Source organism: Arthrobacter sp. PAMC 25486 (assembly GCF_000785535.1).
Classification (GTDB): domain Bacteria; phylum Actinomycetota; class Actinomycetes; order Actinomycetales; family Micrococcaceae; genus Specibacter.
In genome coordinates this window covers 1008819-1025651 of the sequence record NZ_CP007595.1, presented here as the reverse complement: position 1 = coordinate 1025651, position 16833 = coordinate 1008819, and the positions used below count along the sequence as shown (strand labels likewise).

Below are 16833 nucleotides of genomic sequence, written 5' to 3'. Positions count from 1 at the left end.
AGGAACTTCCATGTCAAACAACACCGCATTCCCCGCCGCTTCCCTGCTGGGGTACCCCCGCATCGGCCGCCGCCGCGAACTGAAGAAGGCCATCGAGGGCTTCTGGGCGAACAAGATCGACGCCGCCGAGCTGGACGCCGCAGCCAAGGAGATTCAGCTCGGCACCGCCCGCCGCCTGGCCGAATTGGGCCTGAATGAAGCTGCCGCCATCCCCGGCACATTCTCCTACTACGACCAGGTGCTGGACGCTGCAACCCACATCGGCGCCGTTCCGGCCCGATTCGGTGAGCTGCGCAACGCCGACGGCCAGCTGGACCTCAGCGCCTACTTCACTTTGGCCCGCGGCACGGTTGAGCAGCAACCGCTGGAAATGACCAAGTGGTTCGACACCAACTACCACTACCTGGTCCCGGAAGTCGGTCCCGAGACCGCCTTCTCTCTCACCTCCACCCGTGTGGTGGAGCAGTTTCAATACGCGCTGACCAACGGCTTTGAAACCCGCCCCTACCTGGTGGGCCCGGTCACGTTCCTGCTGTTGAGCAAGGCCTCCGACGAGGCTCCGGCCGGCTTCAACCCGCTCTCCCGCCTGGAAGAGGTGCTGCCCGTCTATGTTGAGCTGCTGTCGCGCCTCGGTGCCGCCGGTGCAAGCTGGGTCCAGCTGGACGAGCCCGCCCTGGTTGCCGACCAGGACGTACCGGTCGCCGAGATCCAGGCCGCCGTGGCCCGCTCCTACGCGGTCCTTGCAGCAGCCAGTGGCCGCCCGCAGATCCTGGTTTCCACCCCGTTCGGCGCCCTGGCCGAACTGCTCCCCACCCTGGCCGCCGCCCCCATCGAGGCCCTGCACATCGACGCGTTCAAGGGTGCCGTCCCGTCCGCCGAGGAGCTGGCCCTGCTGGCCGGCAAGACCGTTGTTGCCGGCGTGGTTGACGGCCACAACATCTGGCGCAACGACCTGGCCGAATCGGCCGCCCGCCTCGACACCCTCAAGGCCGCCGGCCTGAACGTCACGGTGTCCACCTCAACCTCCACCCAGCACGTCCCCCACGACGTCACCGAGGAAACCCAGCTCTCCGCGGAACTGCGCAGCTGGCTGGCGTTTGCAGACCAGAAGGTCGCCGAAGTGGTGACGCTTGCAGCGCACCTGGTGGACCCGGCGTCGTCCGCGGCAGCAATTGCTGAAGCTTCTGCCGTCATCGCCTCCCGCGCCGTTGCCGCCGGTGTCAAGCGCCCCGAGGTGCGCGCCCGCCTGGCCGCCCTGACCCCGGCCGACTTCAACCGCTCCGACTTCGCCGTCCGCGAAGCAGCCCAGGATGCAGCGCTGGCCCTGCCGCCGCTGCCCACCACCACCATCGGCTCCTTCCCGCAGACCAGCGAAATCCGCTCGGCCCGCGCCCGCGCCAACAAGGGCGCCATCACCGGCGAGCAGTACTCGACCCTGATGAAGGAAGAGATCAAGCGCGTCGTAGACCTGCAGGAGGAACTCGACTTTGACGTCCTGGTGCACGGAGAGCCCGAGCGCAACGACATGGTCCAGTACTTTGCCGAAAACCTCGAAGGCTTCGACGTCACCGTCCACGGCTGGGTCCAGTCGTACGGCAGCCGCTGCACCCGCCCATCCATCCTGTGGGGCGACGTCACCCGCGTCAAGGCCATCACGGTGGAATGGGCCGAGTATGCGCAGTCGTTGACCGCCAAGCCCATGAAGGGCATGCTCACCGGTCCCGTCACGATCCTGGCCTGGAGCTTTGTCCGCGACGACCAGCCCCTGGGCGACACCGCCAACCAGGTGGGCCTGGCCCTGCGCGACGAGATCGCCGACCTGGAAGCCGCCGGCATCAAGATCATCCAGGTGGACGAGCCCGCGCTGCGCGAACTGCTCCCGCTGCGCCGCGCCGACCAGGCAGCCTACCTGGACTGGTCGGTGAACTCCTTCCGCCTCTCCACCGCAGGGGCAGCGGACGGCACCCAGATCCATACGCACCTGTGCTACTCCGAATTTGGTGTCATCATCGACGCCATTGACGGCCTGGATGCCGACGTGACCTCCATCGAGGCCGCCCGCTCACGCATGGACGTTGTCAACGACCTCGAAGCACACGGCTTCGGTCGCGGCGTGGGCCCCGGCGTCTACGACATCCACAGCCCCCGCGTCCCCGGCCAGGCCGAGGTCTGCGAACTGTTGGGCACCGCCGTCAAGCACGTCCCGGCCCGCCAGCTCTGGGTCAACCCGGACTGCGGTCTGAAGACCCGCGGCTACGCGGAGACCGAAGAGTCCCTGCGTAACCTGGTCAACGCCACGAAGGAAGTTCGCGCCCAGCTCGTCTAGCGTCTTCTTCCCCAGGGCACCCGCCCCGGCCAAACGCCCCCAGCCATTCCGCAAGGAGTGTCCGGGGGTGTTTTGCGTCCCTCCTACATTTCGAGTACGCAGTTGTTAGACCAAAACGAGAATTGGAAGCGCTTTCCCGTCTAACAACTGCGTACTCGATAGGGATGGGTGATGGGCACGGGCGTGGGGCACGCTAAGGGCAGGGGTAGATTGAAGGCATGAGCGAACAAGAGAGCGTGGCCGGCATCCAAGGCACGGTAAGAGCGGCCCGGGCGGCCTTCAACAGCGGAACCACCAGGCCCCTTGCCTGGCGACTGGACCAGTTGAAGGCCATGAACCAGATGCTTCTGGACCACGGGGACGACTTCACGGCCGCACTGGCCGCCGACCTGGGCAAGCACCCGGCCGAGGCGTGGCTGACCGAAATCGGTTTCCTCACCTCGGAGATCGCCCACACCGTCAAGCACCTGGAGGGCTGGCTCAAGCCCCGCAAGGCGGCCGTGCCGCTGGCGCTGGCGCCGGCCCAGGCCACCACGGTACTGGAGCCACTCGGCGTCGTGCTGGTCATTGCGCCCTGGAACTACCCCATCCAGCTGCTCCTGGCCCCCATCATCGGGGCGCTGGCCGCCGGCAACACCGTGATTGGCAAGCCCAGTGAGATGACGCCGGCCAGTTCCGCGGCACTGGCCCGCTGGGTGCCGGCGTACCTCGCTGGCGCCGTCACGATTGTGGAGGGCGGGGTGCCGGAGACCACCGAACTGCTCGAACAGCGCTTCGACCACATCTTTTACACGGGCAACGGGCGGGTGGGTCGGATCGTCATGGCCGCCGCCGCCAAGAACCTCACCCCGGTCACGCTGGAGCTGGGCGGGAAGTCGCCCGTCTATGTTGATGAAACGGTGGACATGATCGCCGCGGCCCGCCGGATTGCGTGGGGGAAGTTCATGAACGCCGGGCAAACCTGCGTGGCCCCCGACTATGTGTTGGGCACCGACGCCGCCCTGGCGAAGCTGGCGAAGGAACTGCCGCTGGCCATTGAGGACCTTTATGGTACCGAGCCCGCGCACAGCCTCGCCTATGGGCGGATCGTCAACGACGGCGCGTTCGAACGGCTGGCGGGATTGCTCGCTGAGGATCTGGAGGACGACGCCGGATCCTCACTTGTTGCCGGCGGGCGCACCGACGCTGCCACCAGGTATGTGGAGCCCACGGTGCTGCACATTGACGCGCAGGCCCGGCTCATGGAGGCGGAGATCTTTGGCCCCGTGCTGCCCCTGGTCACGGTGGGCTCCGCAGCGGAGGCCATTGCGTTCATCAACGAACGGGATAAGCCGCTGTCCCTGTATGTCTTTAGCGAGGACCAAGGCGTGCGGCAGGACTTTACGGAACAGACGTCGTCGGGCGCCCTGAACTTCGGGGTCCCCGTGGCACATTTGTCCATCCCGGGCCTGCCGTTCGGTGGGGTGGGGGAGTCCGGCATGGGCAGCTACCATGGGCAGCACTCCATCGACACCTTCTCCCACCACAAGGCGGTGCTGAACAAGCCGCTGTCGCCGGACACGCTGTCGCTGATCTACCCGCCGTTTGGCAGGGTCAAGAAGCAGCTCATCAAGCGTTTCGTGGCGCCAGCGCGGAAATTTCGCAAAGACTAGACGGCGCGGCAGCGGCTGGGGCCGGCGTCACGGTGTGGGATCAACCGTGCTGGCACCCGTCAGTTCTTGGAGGATGCCGGCCAGCCTGTCCACAAACACCTTCACCCGTGCGCTCTGGTTGTCAGTGATCAGCAGGGCGAAGATGTTTCGGGCGAGCCGGATCTCGGGAACGTCCAGCACCACCACGTTCTCGGGCCGGCTGCGCAGCGCCAGCTCCGGCACCAGCGCGGCACCAAGCCCCACGCTGACCAATTGCAGACTCGCGTTGAAGTCGTCGCTATATGCCGCGACCCGGGGGTAAACCCTGCAGCTGGCGAAGAGCCGCTCAATGACGGCTGCGTCGGACGTGCCGGGGTGGTGCATGATCCAGGGCATGTCGGAGAGCTGTGCAGCCTCCATGACCGACCCGGGACGGATGCCCCAGGCGGCGGGGATCACCACCCGGAAATTGTCATCGCCAATCCACTGCCGGTTCAGGCTGTGCGGCCACGCCAGTCCCGACTGCCCCACCTGGTATACCAACGCCACATCCAGCTCGCCGCCGCTGCGCAGGCCGCCTATGGTCTGTTGCGGTTCACCCACCGAGACATGCAGGTTGATGCCCAGCTGCGGCCACCCGGGGCTGCGCAACAGCTGCGGCAGCACATAGGTGGCAAGGGAAGGGAAGATGCCCAGCCGCAGCTCCTGCCGCGTGCCCTCATCAGTCCGGGCGCTCGCAGCCAGCAGCGCGTCGATGTCCGTCAGGACCTTGCCTGCGTGCCGGGCCATGACCAGGGCGGCCTCGGTGGGCAGCACGCTGCGGGCGGAGCGTTGAAAGAGCAGCACCCCGCTGTCGCGTTCCAGTGCTGACATCTGTTGTGAAACGGCCGACGCCGTGTACCCCAGTTGGGTGGCTGCGGCGGCAAAGGAGCCGCTTCGGATAACTTCCAGCAGCGTCCGCAGGTGCAGCGGGTTGATCACGGGGCCCTCTTTCTCAGGACAGGGATGTTCCCTGCAAGCATAGACGGGCGCAGGGGTGGGACGGGCTCCGGTGGGCGGGGACATGGGCCGGGGTGGGTCGTGCCCCGGGCGCCTGTCGCTGGCGGCGCCTGCCACCTGGCAGCAACGCCCGCACGTGTGTGCGTAACCTGCGGCTGCAGAATGCGAAGGTTCCCGCCATCGTTATGTACATTTGTACACAACGATCGACAGGATGAGGAAAACGATGACGCACCCCTACTTCGCAGGCGACCCGCGCACCATGCGCGAACGCATGGAAAGCGGCGAACTCTACCTGGCCGAAGACGCCGAGCTGGCCCGGGAGTCACAGCGGGCCATCACCCTGGCGCACAGGTACGGGCAGCTGTGGCCCGAGGACCGCGACGGCGCCGAGGAAATCCTCGGCGAGCTCATCGGATCGCTGGGGGAGGACGTGGAAATCAGGCCGCCGCTGTTCGTTGACTACGGCCAGTACATCACCATTGGGCCCGGGACGTTCATCAACCACAATTTCACCGCCCTGGACGTGGCCGCCATAACCATAGGGGCCGACGTCATGATCGGCCCCGGCGTCCAGCTATTGACGCCCACGCATCCCCTTGAGCCCTGGCTGCGCCGGGACAAGCTGGAAGCGGCCAAACCCATCACCATTGCCGACAACGTGTGGCTTGGCGGCGGCGTCATCGTGCTGCCCGGGGTGAGCATCGGGGAGAACACGGTGGTGGGAGCTGGCTCCGTGGTGACGAAAGACCTGCCGGCCAACGTGGTGGCCGTGGGAAACCCGGCACGCATCACCAAATCACTGTAGCCATGGCAGCGGAAGCCAAGCTGCCGGCCCACGCCAAGCCCCGGCGCCGCCACGACCCTGACCGGCGCAGCAACATCAGCGACGCCGCCCTTGACGTCATCGCCGAGCATGGCGTCGCCGGCACCACGCACCGCAAGATCGCCGAAGCCGCCGGCGTCCCGCTGGGCTCCCTGACCTACCACTTCGCCACCCTCGACGACATCCTCGCGGAGGCATTCACCAAACTGGCCAACCAAACCGCGGATGGGTTTGAGGCAGCCATGGCACAGGTGGGCAACCAGGCGCAGGCGCGGGCCGCCGTCGTGCGCCTGATCACGGGGGAACTGCTCAACGACCCCCGGACCATGGTGCTCTCCTATGAGCTGTACGCGCTCGCCGTCCGACGCCCCGAACTACGGCGCATAACCGACGCGTGGATGGCGCGCAGCCGGGCGGCGATCGGGCGCTTCTTTGACCCGGACACCACCCTCATGCTCGACGCCCTGATCGAAGGCCTGTCCATGCACCGTGCGCTGTCCCTGGCGCCGATGCCCAGAAGTACAGTCGAAGCGGCTGTTGAACGAATTGTGAATATCCCATGCCCCTGATGACCACCCCGCCCGGCACCGTGCCTGCCCACGTGCGCAAGGCCCGGGTCGCCGTCGCCGCGCTGTTCCTGACGAATGGCGCGCTGTTTGCGAACCTGCTGCCCCGCTTTCCCGCCATCAAGGAATCCCTGAACCTTTCAAATGCCGAGTTTGGCGTGGCTGTGGCGGCCTTCCCACTCGGTGCGCTGCTGGCCGGGCTGGCCGCCGGGTTCCTGATCCGCCGCTTTAGTTCGGCCCGGGTGGCCGTTGCCGGAACCGTGTTGACGGCGCTGGGGCTGATGGCCGCGGGCCTGGCGCCGTCGGGCGCCTTGTTTGCCCTGGGCCTGGGCGCGGCCGGTGCCATGGACGCCATCACCGACGTGGCGCAAAACTCCCACGGGCTGCGCGTGCAGAAATTGTTCCGCCGCTCCATCCTGAACTCCTTCCACGCGGTGTGGAGCATGGGTGCCGTGCTGGGCGGGCTGATGGGTGCCGCCGCGGCCGGGCTGGGGGTTCCCGTACCCGTGCACCTGATGGTGTCGGGTGTGCTGTTCGCCACCGTCTCCCTGACCTGCCTGCGCTTCCTGCTGCCCGGGCCGGAGCCGCTGGAGGCTGCGCCCGCGGTTCCCGACGGGGCTGCGCGGTCCAATGCCAAGCACGACGGCGCCCGGGTGCGGCGGTCGGGTGGTTCCACGAAGTGGCTGGTGCTGCTGGCACTGGTGCTGATCGCCTCCGCCGGTTCGCTGGTGGAGGACGCCGGCAACACCTGGGCGGCCGTGTACCTCACGGGCGAATTTTCCGCTGTGGCGTCGGTGGCCGGGCTCGGCTTCGTGGCGTTGGTGGGGGCCCAGTTCATCGGGCGCATGGCGGGGGACTCGCTCGTTGACCGTTTCGGCCAGCGTCGCGTGGCCCAGGCCGGCGGGCTGATTGTGGCACTGGGCATGGGGCAGGCGCTGTTGTTCCCCAGCATTGGCGGAACCATCGCGGGCTTCGCTGCGGCCGGCTTCGGCATCTCCACCCTGGTGCCGGCCGCCATGCACGCGGCCGACAACCTGCCGGGCCTGCGCGCCGGCACCGGGCTGACCCTGGTGGGCTGGCTGATGCGCGTGAGTTTCCTGGTGTCCCCGCCCATCGTGGGTGCCGTTGCCGACGCCACATCACTGCGAACAGGGCTCTTGGTGGTGCCGCTGGCGGGCGTCCTGGTGCTGCTGCTTTCCCCGGTGCTGGCGAAGAAGGCCGGTTGAGCGGGCAGCCGAGATGCCCCGCACGGACACATGACACCGATCCCGTCCTTTTGTTCTGGCTGGCATGAAGCACGACGGCGGGCGGCGGCTCGGCAAGGGGTGCCGCCGCCCTCGTGCCTCAACCTTGGAGCCGAAATCTTGGATGCCGAGGACGGGGTCAAGCCTACAAAACGGTGCACATCGTGTGGGGCGGGTCGCGGGTTGCCCCTGGTCTCGCTGCATGCAGGGTGGAATGCCCCGTTCGCAACGCGCCAAGTGCCGGTTGCAGGCCGGACGCGGCGACTGATGCGCGGTTCCAGTCCGCCATGTCGCTTGAGTCACCCCAGCGCGCCACCATATGTAGTGTGGGCCACCCAAAGCAGCCGGACACGACACGCCGACGGCCTCCGACACGCGGATGATTAATTTGTGCTTAAGTACTCCACACCCTGTGGACAGCGGGATTTAAACGTTGAGTTCTAGCGCTTTTAATTTCCCCAGCCTGTGGACGAGCGGTGCATAAAATGACATACTTGTAATACATCATGTAGGGGTCATCCTCGAGAGTCTGCACTACATGTAGTATCTAATACAGAAATCCGGTGGATCCCGAAGGGGCCGCCGAAACAGCTCGAATAGCTGGCGAGACCGTGGCGTGAAGCATAAGGTCCCACCGACAGCGAGTGGGCCCCAGAGGCCGCCATAGGTAGTTTTAGACAAAAGGGGAACTTGATCATGACCGTCACGGTTTACACCAAACCTGCGTGCGTCCAGTGCAACGCCACGTACCGCGCGTTGGACAAAAAGGGCATCACCTACCAGAGCGTGGACATCTCCACCGATCCGGAAGCCCTGGAGCACGTACTGAGCTTGGGTTACCAGCAGGCGCCTGTTGTGATCACCGACGCCGACCACTGGTCAGGCTTCCGCCCGGACAAGATTGCCGAACTCGCAGCCGCCGTTGAAAGCGCCAGCGTAGCGTAGCGTTCTGGCGGCAACGCCTGTACGAACCATCAAAATTTCATGTGCGCAATGCACATTCGGTGGGGCTGACCTCTCAAACGGTCGGCCCCACAACCGCAAGTAAGCAGTTGGAAAGCGATTGTCATGAACGCAGTTGCAGCAGAACTCGCTGTAGGTGCAGTAACCACTCGATACACCAGCAGCCGGCTGATCTATTTTTCCTCAGCCTCCGACAACACCCACCGTTTCATGGTGAAGCTTGGGGTTGACGCGGCACGGCTGCCGATTTACACCTATGAAGACACTCTCCTGGCACAGCAGCCCTTCGTCTTGGTTCTTCCCACCTACGGCGGGGAGAACCGGCTGGGTGCAGTGCCGAAACAAGTCATCAAGTTTCTGAACATCAAAGAAAACCGAAGCCTGATCCGCGGCGTCATTGGCGCCGGGAACACGAACTTCGGTGAAACATATTGCCTCGCCGGGGACATTGTCGCCGAGAAGTGCAATGTAGCGCATTTATACCGTTTTGAACTCATGGGAACGTCCGATGACGTCGCCCGGGTTCGCGAAGGATTGGAAGAATTTTGGACACGATTGTCTCAGCCCCAGGCACAGAAGTGAAGTCCGCCAAGAGCATGCCCGCAGCGTGGGAAGGCATGAGCTACCACGAGCTCAACGCCATGTTGAACCTGTACAACGCCGACGGCGAGATCCAGTTCGACGCGGACAAGGCCGCCGCACGCCAGTACTTCCTCCAGCACGTGAACAATAACACCGTGTTCTTCCACGACCTGGAAGAAAAGCTGGAGTACCTGGTGAAGAACGAGTACTACGAGCGCGAGACGCTCGACCAGTACTCCATGAACTTCATCCGCGAGCTGTACCAGCACGCCTACAAGAAGAAGTTCCGCTTCGAAACCTTCCTGGGCGCGTTCAAGTTCTACACGTCCTACACGCTGAAGACGTTCGACGGCAACCGCTTCCTGGAGCGCTACGAGGACCGTGTGTGCATGGTTGCCCTGCACCTGGCCCGCGGCAACGAAGAGTTGGCCATGAAGATCGTTGACGAAATCGTCGACGGCCGCTTCCAGCCGGCCACCCCCACCTTCCTGAACGCCGGCAAGGCACAGCGCGGCGAGCTCGTCTCCTGCTTCCTGCTGCGCATCGAAGACAACATGGAGTCCATTGGCCGCTCCATCAACTCCGCACTGCAGCTCTCCAAGCGCGGTGGCGGCGTGGCCTTCGCACTGACCAACATCCGCGAGGTGGGCGCGCCCATCAAGCAGATCGAGAACCAGTCCTCAGGCGTCATCCCCGTGATGAAACTCCTCGAAGACAGCTTCTCCTACGCCAACCAGCTCGGTGCCCGCCAGGGTGCAGGTGCCGTCTACCTGCACGCCCACCACCCGGACATCAACCGCTTCCTGGACACCAAGCGCGAGAACGCCGACGAGAAGGTCCGCATCAAGACCCTGTCCCTGGGTGTTGTCATCCCCGACATCACCTTCGATTTGGCCAAGCGCGACGAGGACATGTACCTGTTCTCCCCGTACGACGTCGAAAAGGTTTACGGCATGCCGTTCTCCGACATCTCGGTCACCGAGAAGTACTACGAAATGGTCGACGATTCGCGGATCAAGAAGACCAAGATCAAGGCGCGCGAGTTCTTCCAGACCCTCGCCGAGATCCAGTTCGAGTCCGGCTACCCGTACATCATGTTTGAAGACACGGTGAACCGTGAGAACCCCATCGAGGGCAAGATCATCATGAGCAACCTGTGCTCGGAGATCCTGCAGGTTTCGGCGCCCACCACGTACAACGATGACCTCTCCTACGCCGAAACAGGCAAGGATATCTCCTGCAACCTGGGCTCACTGAACATTGCCAAGGCCATGGATTCCCCCGACCTCGGCGGCACCATTGAGACGGCCATCCGCACGCTGTCGGCAGTGTCCGACATGTCAAACATCACCAGCGTGCCGTCCATCGCGAAGGGCAACGACCAGTCGCATGCCATTGGCCTGGGCCAGATGAACCTGCACGGCTACCTTGCCCGTGAGCGCGTCCACTACGGCTCCGAAGAGGGCCTGGACTTCACCAACATCTACTTCTACACCGTGGTGTACCACTGCATCCGGGCCTCGAACCTGTTGGCCATCGAAACCGCCAGCACGTTCGCCGGCTTTGAGAACTCCACCTACGCCAGCGGCACGTTCTTCGACAAGTACACCGACGGCGAGTGGGTTCCGGCGACCGCCAAGGTTGTCGAGATGTTCGACGGCGTGCACATCCCCACCCAGGAGGACTGGCGCGCGTTGAAGGCCTCCGTCATGGAGCACGGCATCTACAACCAGAACCTGCAAGCCGTCCCGCCCACAGGCTCCATCAGCTACATCAACAACTCGACCTCCTCGATCCACCCGATCGCCTCCATGATCGAGATCCGCAAGGAAGGCAAGCTGGGGCGCGTGTACTACCCGGCCCCGTACCTGAGCAACGACAACATTGAGTACTACAAGGATGCGTACGAGATTGGCTTCGAGAAGGTCATCGACACCTACGCCGCTGCCACGCAGCACGTGGACCAGGGCCTGTCCCTGACACTGTTCTTCAAGGACACCGCCACCACGCGTGACATCAACAAGGCGCAGATCTACGCCTGGCGCAAGGGCATCAAGACCATCTACTACATCCGTCTCCGCCAGCTTGCGCTGGAAGGGACCGAGGTAGAGGGTTGCGTCAGCTGCGCGTTGTAGCAGATGTTGTATCAACCTAGCCTTTGTTTATTGGGTTGGTTTGACCAAAACTGAAGAGCACGACGGCGGGAACCTCCCGCCGTCGTGCCTTCGGCTTAAGATTGACTTGGCCCGTGCGGCCACCAAGATTTTTACAAGGAGAAAGCAGCCATGACACCGGACAAGCTGAAGCTGGCCCACCACGTAACGGCCATCAACTGGAACCGCATTGAGGATGAGAAGGACGTTGAGGTCTGGAACCGCCTGTGCAACAACTTCTGGCTGCCGGAGAAGGTGCCGCTGTCCAACGACATCCAGTCGTGGGCCACGCTGAGCCCCGAAGAGCAGCTGATGACCATGCGCGTCTTCACCGGCCTGACCCTGCTGGACACGCTGCAGGGCACGGTGGGCGCGGTCTCGCTGATCCCGGACGCCATCACCCCGCACGAGGAGGCCGTCTACACGAACATCGCGTTCATGGAGTCCGTGCACGCCAAGAGCTACTCCTCGATCTTCTCCACCCTGTGCTCCACGAAGGAAATCGACGAGGCCTTCCGCTGGTCGGTCGAGAACGTGAACCTGCAGAAGAAGGCTCAGATCATCGAGTCCTACTACTACGGCGACGATCCGCTCAAGCGCAAGATCGCCTCCACCCTGCTGGAGTCCTTCCTGTTCTACTCGGGCTTCTACCTGCCCATGTACTGGTCTTCACGTGCCAAGCTGACAAACACCGCAGACCTGATCCGCCTGATCATCCGGGATGAGGCCGTGCACGGCTACTACATCGGCTACAAGTACCAGAAGGGCCTGGAGAAGGTTTCCGAAGAGCGCCGCGAAGAGCTGAAGGCCTACACCTTCGAACTGCTCTTCGAGCTGTACGAGAACGAGGTGCAGTACACGCACGACCTTTACGACGCTGTTGGCCTGGCCGAGGACGTCAAGAAGTTCCTGCACTACAACGCCAACAAGGCGCTCATGAACCTGGGCTACGAGGCCATGTTCCCTTCGGCAGTGACCGATGTGAGCCCGGCCATCCTGTCGGCCCTGTCACCGAACTCGGACGAGAACCACGACTTCTTCTCCGGCTCGGGTTCCTCCTACGTCATCGGCAAGGCAGTGAACACCGAAGACGACGACTGGGACTTCTAACCCTTCGTTCTCAATGCGCGCAAGCAGATCCGCCAGGATCGGCTTGCGCGCATTTTTGTTTTAGGGATGACGGACATTGTGCGCAGCCTCACCTATGCTGTTAATCCAAAGGATGGACAAATTCGTTGACCAAAGACAGGGAGCACGCCATGAGCGAGGTAAATCAGCTGGGGAAACCAACAGGAGCGTTTATCGGGGCATCCTGGATTGCTTTGGGGCTGGGAATGGGCGTCTACTTCGTAGGCCTCTGGAACGCCAAAATGGAGCTCAATGAGAAGGGTTTCTATCTCACTGTGTTTTTGTTTGGGCTCTTCGCGGCCGTGTCGCTCCAAAAAGCAGTGCGTGACAAGGCTGAAGAAATTCCGGTGACACCCATCTACCTCGGCATCGCCTGGTTTGCGTTGCTGGCCTCCCTTTTGCTGCTTGCGATTGGCCTCTGGAACGCCGACTTGTTGTTGTCGGAGAAGGGCTTCTACGGCGTCGGATTCGCCATGAGCTTGTTCGCGGTCGTGGCGGTGCAGAAGAACATTAGGGATCTTGCTGCGCACAAGGCTGTCTACCCTGACCAGCATGTGCAGGCCAGGCCCGGATTCCTGGACAAGCCGGAACTGTAAAGAGGGTCAACTGATAGTCGGAAACGCTGCAGTAACACAGAAAACTTCGGTTGTGCCATTGATACGGTGAAGTCCATGGATGAGGAAAATAGCCACGCACATCAGAGTTCCGCCGCGACCCGGTTCATCCGGGATGCCGCGGCCGTTGTGCGTCCAGGACACCTGGGCGGCATGCGCGATCCGGGTGACGCCTGGGTTGAGGGTCCCGCCGGCAAGTTCTGGGGCACGTTTGGTTCGGCCGGGCTTCTGGTGCTCGACGCCGGACGGGGAGTCCTGCTGCAACACCGGGCGATCTGGTCCCACCATGGCGGCACGTGGGGCCTTCCCGGGGGAGCCCTCCACGAGGGCGAGGCGCCCGTGGACGGTGCCCTGCGGGAATCGTGGGAGGAGGCAGGGGTGCCGCGCGAGAACGTGGAGCTGCTGTTCACCTCCGTCTTTGACGTGGGGTACTGGAGCTACACCACCGTGGCGGTGACCGCCGTCGTGCCTTTTGAGGCGGTCATCAGGGATCCCGAAAGCCTGGCGCTGGAATGGGTGCCACCGGAGGCCGTTGACCAACGCCCCCTGCACCCGGGTTTCGGGAAGGCGTGGCCGGAGCTCCGCCGTCGTCTGCTGGAGTGAAGCAGGCCAAGCGTTGTCGAACCCACGCTAGGACGAGATAGGGGACAAGCGCCCTCGCGGTGGCCGGACGTAAATGCGATCCCATGAAACCCGCAGTTTTGCCATGTTCAGACGTGCGGAGGCCCCGGAATCCGGGCCCAGCCGTTCCATCGTAGGGGCCCCGCTACCCCAGGCCCAGGATCTCCATCGTGCGTTCGCGCATGTCCATCTTGCGCACCTTGCCCGTGACGGTCATGGGGAACTCGTCCACGACGAGCACATAGCGCGGCGCCTTATGGCGGGACAGGCGCCCCTCGCAGTACGCGGCCACCGCGGCGGCATCCAGCGGCGCGGTGCCCGGTTTCATGAGCAGCCACGCGCACAGCTCCTCCCCGTATCGCTCGTCCGGGACGCCAATGACCTGCACGTCGGCAATGTCGGGGTGCTGGTAGAGGAACTCCTCAATCTCGCGCGGGTACAGGTTTTCGCCGCCGCGGATCACCATGTCCTTGATGCGCCCCACAATGTTGACGTAGCCGTCGTCGTACATCACGGCCAGGTCCCCGGTGTGCATCCACTGCTCGGAATCAATCGCCGCCGCCGTCTTTTCCGGATCGTTCCAGTAGCCGAGCGTGACCGAGTAGCCGCGCGTGCAAAACTCCCCGGTGGTACCGCGCGGGACTGTGTCGCCGGTGTTCGGATTAACGATCTTGACCTCAAGGTGCGGGTGCACCCGGCCCACTGTCTCGGTGCGGTGCGCGACGTCGTCGTCCATCAGAGTCTGCATAGACACCGGGGAGGTCTCCGTCATACCGTAAGCGATTGACACGCCAGCCATGTTCATCTCCGTCATGGTCCGCTTCATGACCTCCACGGGGCAGGGCGAGCCGGCCATGATCCCGGTGCGCAGGCTGGAGAGGTCGTAGCTGGAAAATTCGGGCAGGTTCAGCTCGGCAATGAACATGGTGGGCACCCCGTACAGTGCAGTGCAACGCTCTTCCTGCACCGCCGCCAGTGTGGCCGCGGGATCGAAGGAGGCTGCCGGAATTACGATCGCGGCCCCGTGCGTAGTTGCGCCCAGATTGCCCATGACCATCCCGAAGCAGTGGTAGAACGGCACTGGCACGCACAATTTGTCCCGCTCCGTGAAGCGGATGGTTTCCGTGACGAAGTATCCGTTGTTCAGGATATTGCGGTGGCTCAGCGTGGCTCCCTTGGGGTAGCCGGTGGTGCCGGAGGTGTACTGGATATTGATGGGATCATTCGGGTCAAGTTTTGCCATGGCATGTTCGACGGCGTCCGCCGGCACCGCCTCCCCGCCCGCCACGAGTGCATCCCAGGAAGGCGTCCCGATGTAGACTGCCGCCGTCAGGTCCGGGCACTCGGGCGTCACCTGGCCGATCATGCCCTGGTAGTCGGAGCCCTTGAACTCCGGCAGGGCAACGATCATGGACATGCCCGATTGCACGATGGCGTACTTGAGCTCATGAACCCGGTAGGAGGGGTTGACGTTGACCAGGATGGCGCCGATCTTGGCTGTTGCGTATTGCAGCAGCACCCATTCGGGTACGTTGGGCGCCCAGATCCCCACCCGGTCTCCCTTGGCCACCCCGGCGGCGAGCAGGCCGCGGGCCAGGGCATCGACGTCGTGGTTCAGCTCTGCATAGCTCCAGCGGCGCCCGGACGGCTTGTCGATCAGCGCCTCACGGTCAGGGAAGCGCCGGGCCGTGGTGTGAAAATTGGCGCCGATAGTTTCTTCCAGTAAGGGTGTCGTGAAGGTGCCGGATGCGTAAGAGTCATGAACGTCAGTGGTCATGTGACGATGCTATTACGGCTTTGGGTTAATGTGGGCTAACTCACGGGGGTAGGGTGTGGCGTATGGAGAACATGTACGTGCGGCCGGTGTTTCCGCCAGCGGTGTTCCGGGACAGTGCCGGTTCAGTTGTTGAGTACGGTGCCCAGTGGCGGCAGCGTGATGTGCCGGAGGAGGCGTACAGCCGTGTGAGCCACCCCGAGCGGTTCGCCGGGATCCACCAGGTTGCCGATGCCCTGGTGGATCATGTACTGGCCACCTACGACTGCACCCGGCAGGATGGCCCGGATCTTGTTCCCCAACAGGGTGGTGTGGCGAATCCCAGGGTCCAGACAGTGCGGGTGGTGAAATTGGTCCCGGCGCACTCCGACGCGGCCGCACTCGTTATTGAATACCTGGACTTCCCCTCCGTTCGCGTCCATGTCGGCTTGCTGCACAGCTTTCCTGCACCCAACTGCGACTGTGACGCATGTGATGAAACGCTGGACAGCGCAGCCGGTGAGCTGGAGCAGGTGATTCTTGCCGTTGTGGCCGGGGGATTCCGGGAGAGCATCACAGAAGGGCGAACCCCCAACGTGCACATGAGTTTGGTCTTTCCCGGCGGGAGTAGCACCTCAGAGGGGCCGCTGCGCTTCAGCAGCCTGCCGCGGGAGCGGGTGGAGGAAGCCCAGGTCAGATTCGGGACGCTGCCTTACGGCTGGCAGCCGTGGCCGGTGCGTGCATCATCACCCGCGTCGAATTAGGGCAACCTTGCCTGTGTTCGCTACGATAAGGTAAGACTAATAGCGCAGCATTCTGTGGCTATATTATTTTCTTCCCCAGGGGGTCGTTCGCACTCATGATGGACAGCATTGTTTCACTTCCGTTTGTGTGGGCTTTCCTGATCCTGTTCGTGATCGTCATGCTGCGCTCCAACGGCACCTACTGGGCGGGCCGGGGCCTTGCCGCCGGCGGGCGCAAGACGAAGCTGCAAAAGCACCTGGACTCACCGGCAGTGCTGCGTGCAGAGAAGGTCATCGCCCGCTGGGGCGCCCCGGCCGTCAGTGTCAGTTTCTTGACCATTGGTGTCCAGACCGCGATCAACATGGCGGCCGGACTGGGCCGTATGCCACTGCGCCGCTATATCCCTGCCACCATTGTTGGTTCCATCGCCTGGGCCTGCATCTATGCAACGATCGGCCTCGCCACCTTCGACGCAGCCATCGCGGCCGCCGCAGGGTCGCCGCTGGCCCTTGTCCTACTCGTGCTGGCCGTTGGTGTCGTGCTCCTCGGAGTGCACCTCTTCCGTGTCTCACGCACCCGCAAGCTCGATGCGGCCGCCATGGAGGACTGCCCCGTAATGGGTGTGGAAGTTCCCGGCACCCCAACCGTCCAGGCCTAGCCGCCACGCAACACAGCTGAGTCAC

At 63.7% G+C, this 16833-nt stretch carries 15 protein-coding genes; 13 read left to right on the top strand and 2 right to left on the bottom strand.

Annotated features, from left to right (window positions below):
* Nucleotides 1-10 precede the first annotated feature (10 nt).
* A complete protein-coding gene (metE, locus tag art_RS04775; protein WP_038462818.1) occupies nt 11-2326 on the top strand; it encodes a 5-methyltetrahydropteroyltriglutamate--homocysteine S-methyltransferase in 2316 nt (771 codons plus the stop codon).
* A 218-nt stretch (nt 2327-2544) separates the two neighbouring features.
* Nucleotides 2545-3978 carry an aldehyde dehydrogenase family protein gene (locus art_RS04770; RefSeq protein WP_052136008.1) on the top strand — a complete coding sequence of 478 codons (1434 nt, stop codon included), beginning with the start codon at nt 2545-2547 and terminating at the stop codon, nt 3976-3978.
* Between the two features lie 27 nt (nt 3979-4005).
* Here the strand turns inward: art_RS04770 and art_RS04765 are convergent, their stop codons facing one another.
* Nucleotides 4006-4938, bottom strand: a complete 933-nt coding sequence (locus art_RS04765) for a LysR family transcriptional regulator (RefSeq protein ID WP_038462816.1) — start codon at nt 4936-4938, stop codon at nt 4006-4008.
* Nucleotides 4939-5182: 244 nt separating this feature from the next.
* On the opposite strand from art_RS04765, the gene art_RS04760 reads away from it, so the two are divergent.
* The 9 genes from art_RS04760 (at nt 5183) to art_RS04720 (ending at nt 13635) form a co-directional block, all read left to right on the top strand.
* Nucleotides 5183-5764, top strand: a complete 582-nt coding sequence (locus tag art_RS04760; protein ID WP_038462813.1) for a sugar O-acetyltransferase — start codon at nt 5183-5185, stop codon at nt 5762-5764.
* Nucleotides 5765-5766: 2 nt separating this feature from the next.
* Nucleotides 5767-6351, top strand: a complete 585-nt coding sequence (locus art_RS04755) for a TetR/AcrR family transcriptional regulator (RefSeq protein ID WP_052136007.1) — start codon at nt 5767-5769, stop codon at nt 6349-6351.
* Nucleotides 6351-7574 carry an MFS transporter gene (locus art_RS04750; RefSeq protein ID WP_038468746.1) on the top strand — a complete coding sequence of 408 codons (1224 nt, stop codon included), beginning with the start codon at nt 6351-6353 and terminating at the stop codon, nt 7572-7574. Before art_RS04755 ends, art_RS04750 begins: the two co-directional genes overlap by 1 nt.
* 714 nt (nt 7575-8288) lie before the next feature.
* Nucleotides 8289-8537 carry a glutaredoxin-like protein NrdH gene (nrdH, locus tag art_RS04745; RefSeq protein WP_038462811.1) on the top strand — a complete coding sequence of 83 codons (249 nt, stop codon included), beginning with the start codon at nt 8289-8291 and terminating at the stop codon, nt 8535-8537.
* Between the two features lie 123 nt (nt 8538-8660).
* Entirely contained in the window at nt 8661-9137 is a 477-nt protein-coding gene (gene nrdI / locus art_RS04740; protein WP_038462808.1) for a class Ib ribonucleoside-diphosphate reductase assembly flavoprotein NrdI, read from the top strand.
* A gap of 14 nt (nt 9138-9151) precedes the next feature.
* The gene (nrdE, locus tag art_RS04735) at nt 9152-11272 is read left to right on the top strand and encodes a class 1b ribonucleoside-diphosphate reductase subunit alpha (RefSeq protein ID WP_038468744.1); all 2121 of its coding nucleotides are present in this window, start codon (nt 9152-9154) and stop codon (nt 11270-11272) included.
* 150 nt (nt 11273-11422) lie between these two features.
* Nucleotides 11423-12400, top strand: coding sequence for a class 1b ribonucleoside-diphosphate reductase subunit beta (gene nrdF, locus art_RS04730; RefSeq protein WP_038462806.1), 978 nt, complete (start codon nt 11423-11425; stop codon nt 12398-12400).
* A gap of 149 nt (nt 12401-12549) precedes the next feature.
* Nucleotides 12550-13014, top strand: a complete 465-nt coding sequence (gene yiaA, locus art_RS04725) for an inner membrane protein YiaA (protein WP_038468742.1) — start codon at nt 12550-12552, stop codon at nt 13012-13014.
* A gap of 171 nt (nt 13015-13185) precedes the next feature.
* The gene (locus art_RS04720) at nt 13186-13635 is read left to right on the top strand and encodes an NUDIX domain-containing protein (RefSeq protein ID WP_052136895.1); all 450 of its coding nucleotides are present in this window, start codon (nt 13186-13188) and stop codon (nt 13633-13635) included.
* A 163-nt stretch (nt 13636-13798) separates the two neighbouring features.
* Here the strand turns inward: art_RS04720 and art_RS04715 are convergent, their stop codons facing one another.
* Entirely contained in the window at nt 13799-15430 is a 1632-nt protein-coding gene (locus art_RS04715) for an AMP-binding protein (protein ID WP_038462804.1), read from the bottom strand.
* Between the two features lie 62 nt (nt 15431-15492).
* Here art_RS04715 and art_RS04710 point away from each other — a divergent pair, with 62 nt between their 5' ends.
* Entirely contained in the window at nt 15493-16170 is a 678-nt protein-coding gene (locus tag art_RS04710; protein ID WP_038462801.1) for a DUF6226 family protein, read from the top strand.
* A 95-nt stretch (nt 16171-16265) separates the two neighbouring features.
* A complete protein-coding gene (locus art_RS04705; RefSeq protein ID WP_253901477.1) occupies nt 16266-16808 on the top strand; it encodes a DedA family protein in 543 nt (180 codons plus the stop codon).
* The last annotated feature ends 25 nt before the right edge of the window (nt 16809-16833 follow it).

Excerpts from the sequence above, each read along its gene's own strand:
- metE (WP_038462818.1), top strand. The coding sequence starts at position 11 with ATGTCAAACAACACCGCATTCCCCGCCGCTTCCCTGCTGGGGTACCCC.
- art_RS04770 (WP_052136008.1), top strand. The coding sequence starts at position 2,545 with ATGAGCGAACAAGAGAGCGTGGCCGGCATCCAAGGCACGGTAAGAGCG.
- art_RS04760 (WP_038462813.1), top strand. The coding sequence starts at position 5,183 with ATGACGCACCCCTACTTCGCAGGCGACCCGCGCACCATGCGCGAACGC.
- art_RS04755 (WP_052136007.1), top strand. The coding sequence starts at position 5,767 with ATGGCAGCGGAAGCCAAGCTGCCGGCCCACGCCAAGCCCCGGCGCCGC.
- art_RS04750 (WP_038468746.1), top strand. The coding sequence starts at position 6,351 with ATGACCACCCCGCCCGGCACCGTGCCTGCCCACGTGCGCAAGGCCCGG.
- nrdH (WP_038462811.1), top strand. The coding sequence starts at position 8,289 with ATGACCGTCACGGTTTACACCAAACCTGCGTGCGTCCAGTGCAACGCC.
- nrdI (WP_038462808.1), top strand. The coding sequence starts at position 8,661 with ATGAACGCAGTTGCAGCAGAACTCGCTGTAGGTGCAGTAACCACTCGA.
- nrdE (WP_038468744.1), top strand. The coding sequence starts at position 9,152 with ATGCCCGCAGCGTGGGAAGGCATGAGCTACCACGAGCTCAACGCCATG.
- nrdF (WP_038462806.1), top strand. The coding sequence starts at position 11,423 with ATGACACCGGACAAGCTGAAGCTGGCCCACCACGTAACGGCCATCAAC.
- yiaA (WP_038468742.1), top strand. The coding sequence starts at position 12,550 with ATGAGCGAGGTAAATCAGCTGGGGAAACCAACAGGAGCGTTTATCGGG.
- art_RS04720 (WP_052136895.1), top strand. The coding sequence starts at position 13,186 with ATGCGCGATCCGGGTGACGCCTGGGTTGAGGGTCCCGCCGGCAAGTTC.
- art_RS04715 (WP_038462804.1), bottom strand. The coding sequence starts at position 15,430 with ATGACCACTGACGTTCATGACTCTTACGCATCCGGCACCTTCACGACA.
- art_RS04710 (WP_038462801.1), top strand. The coding sequence starts at position 15,493 with ATGGAGAACATGTACGTGCGGCCGGTGTTTCCGCCAGCGGTGTTCCGG.
- art_RS04705 (WP_253901477.1), top strand. The coding sequence starts at position 16,266 with ATGATGGACAGCATTGTTTCACTTCCGTTTGTGTGGGCTTTCCTGATC.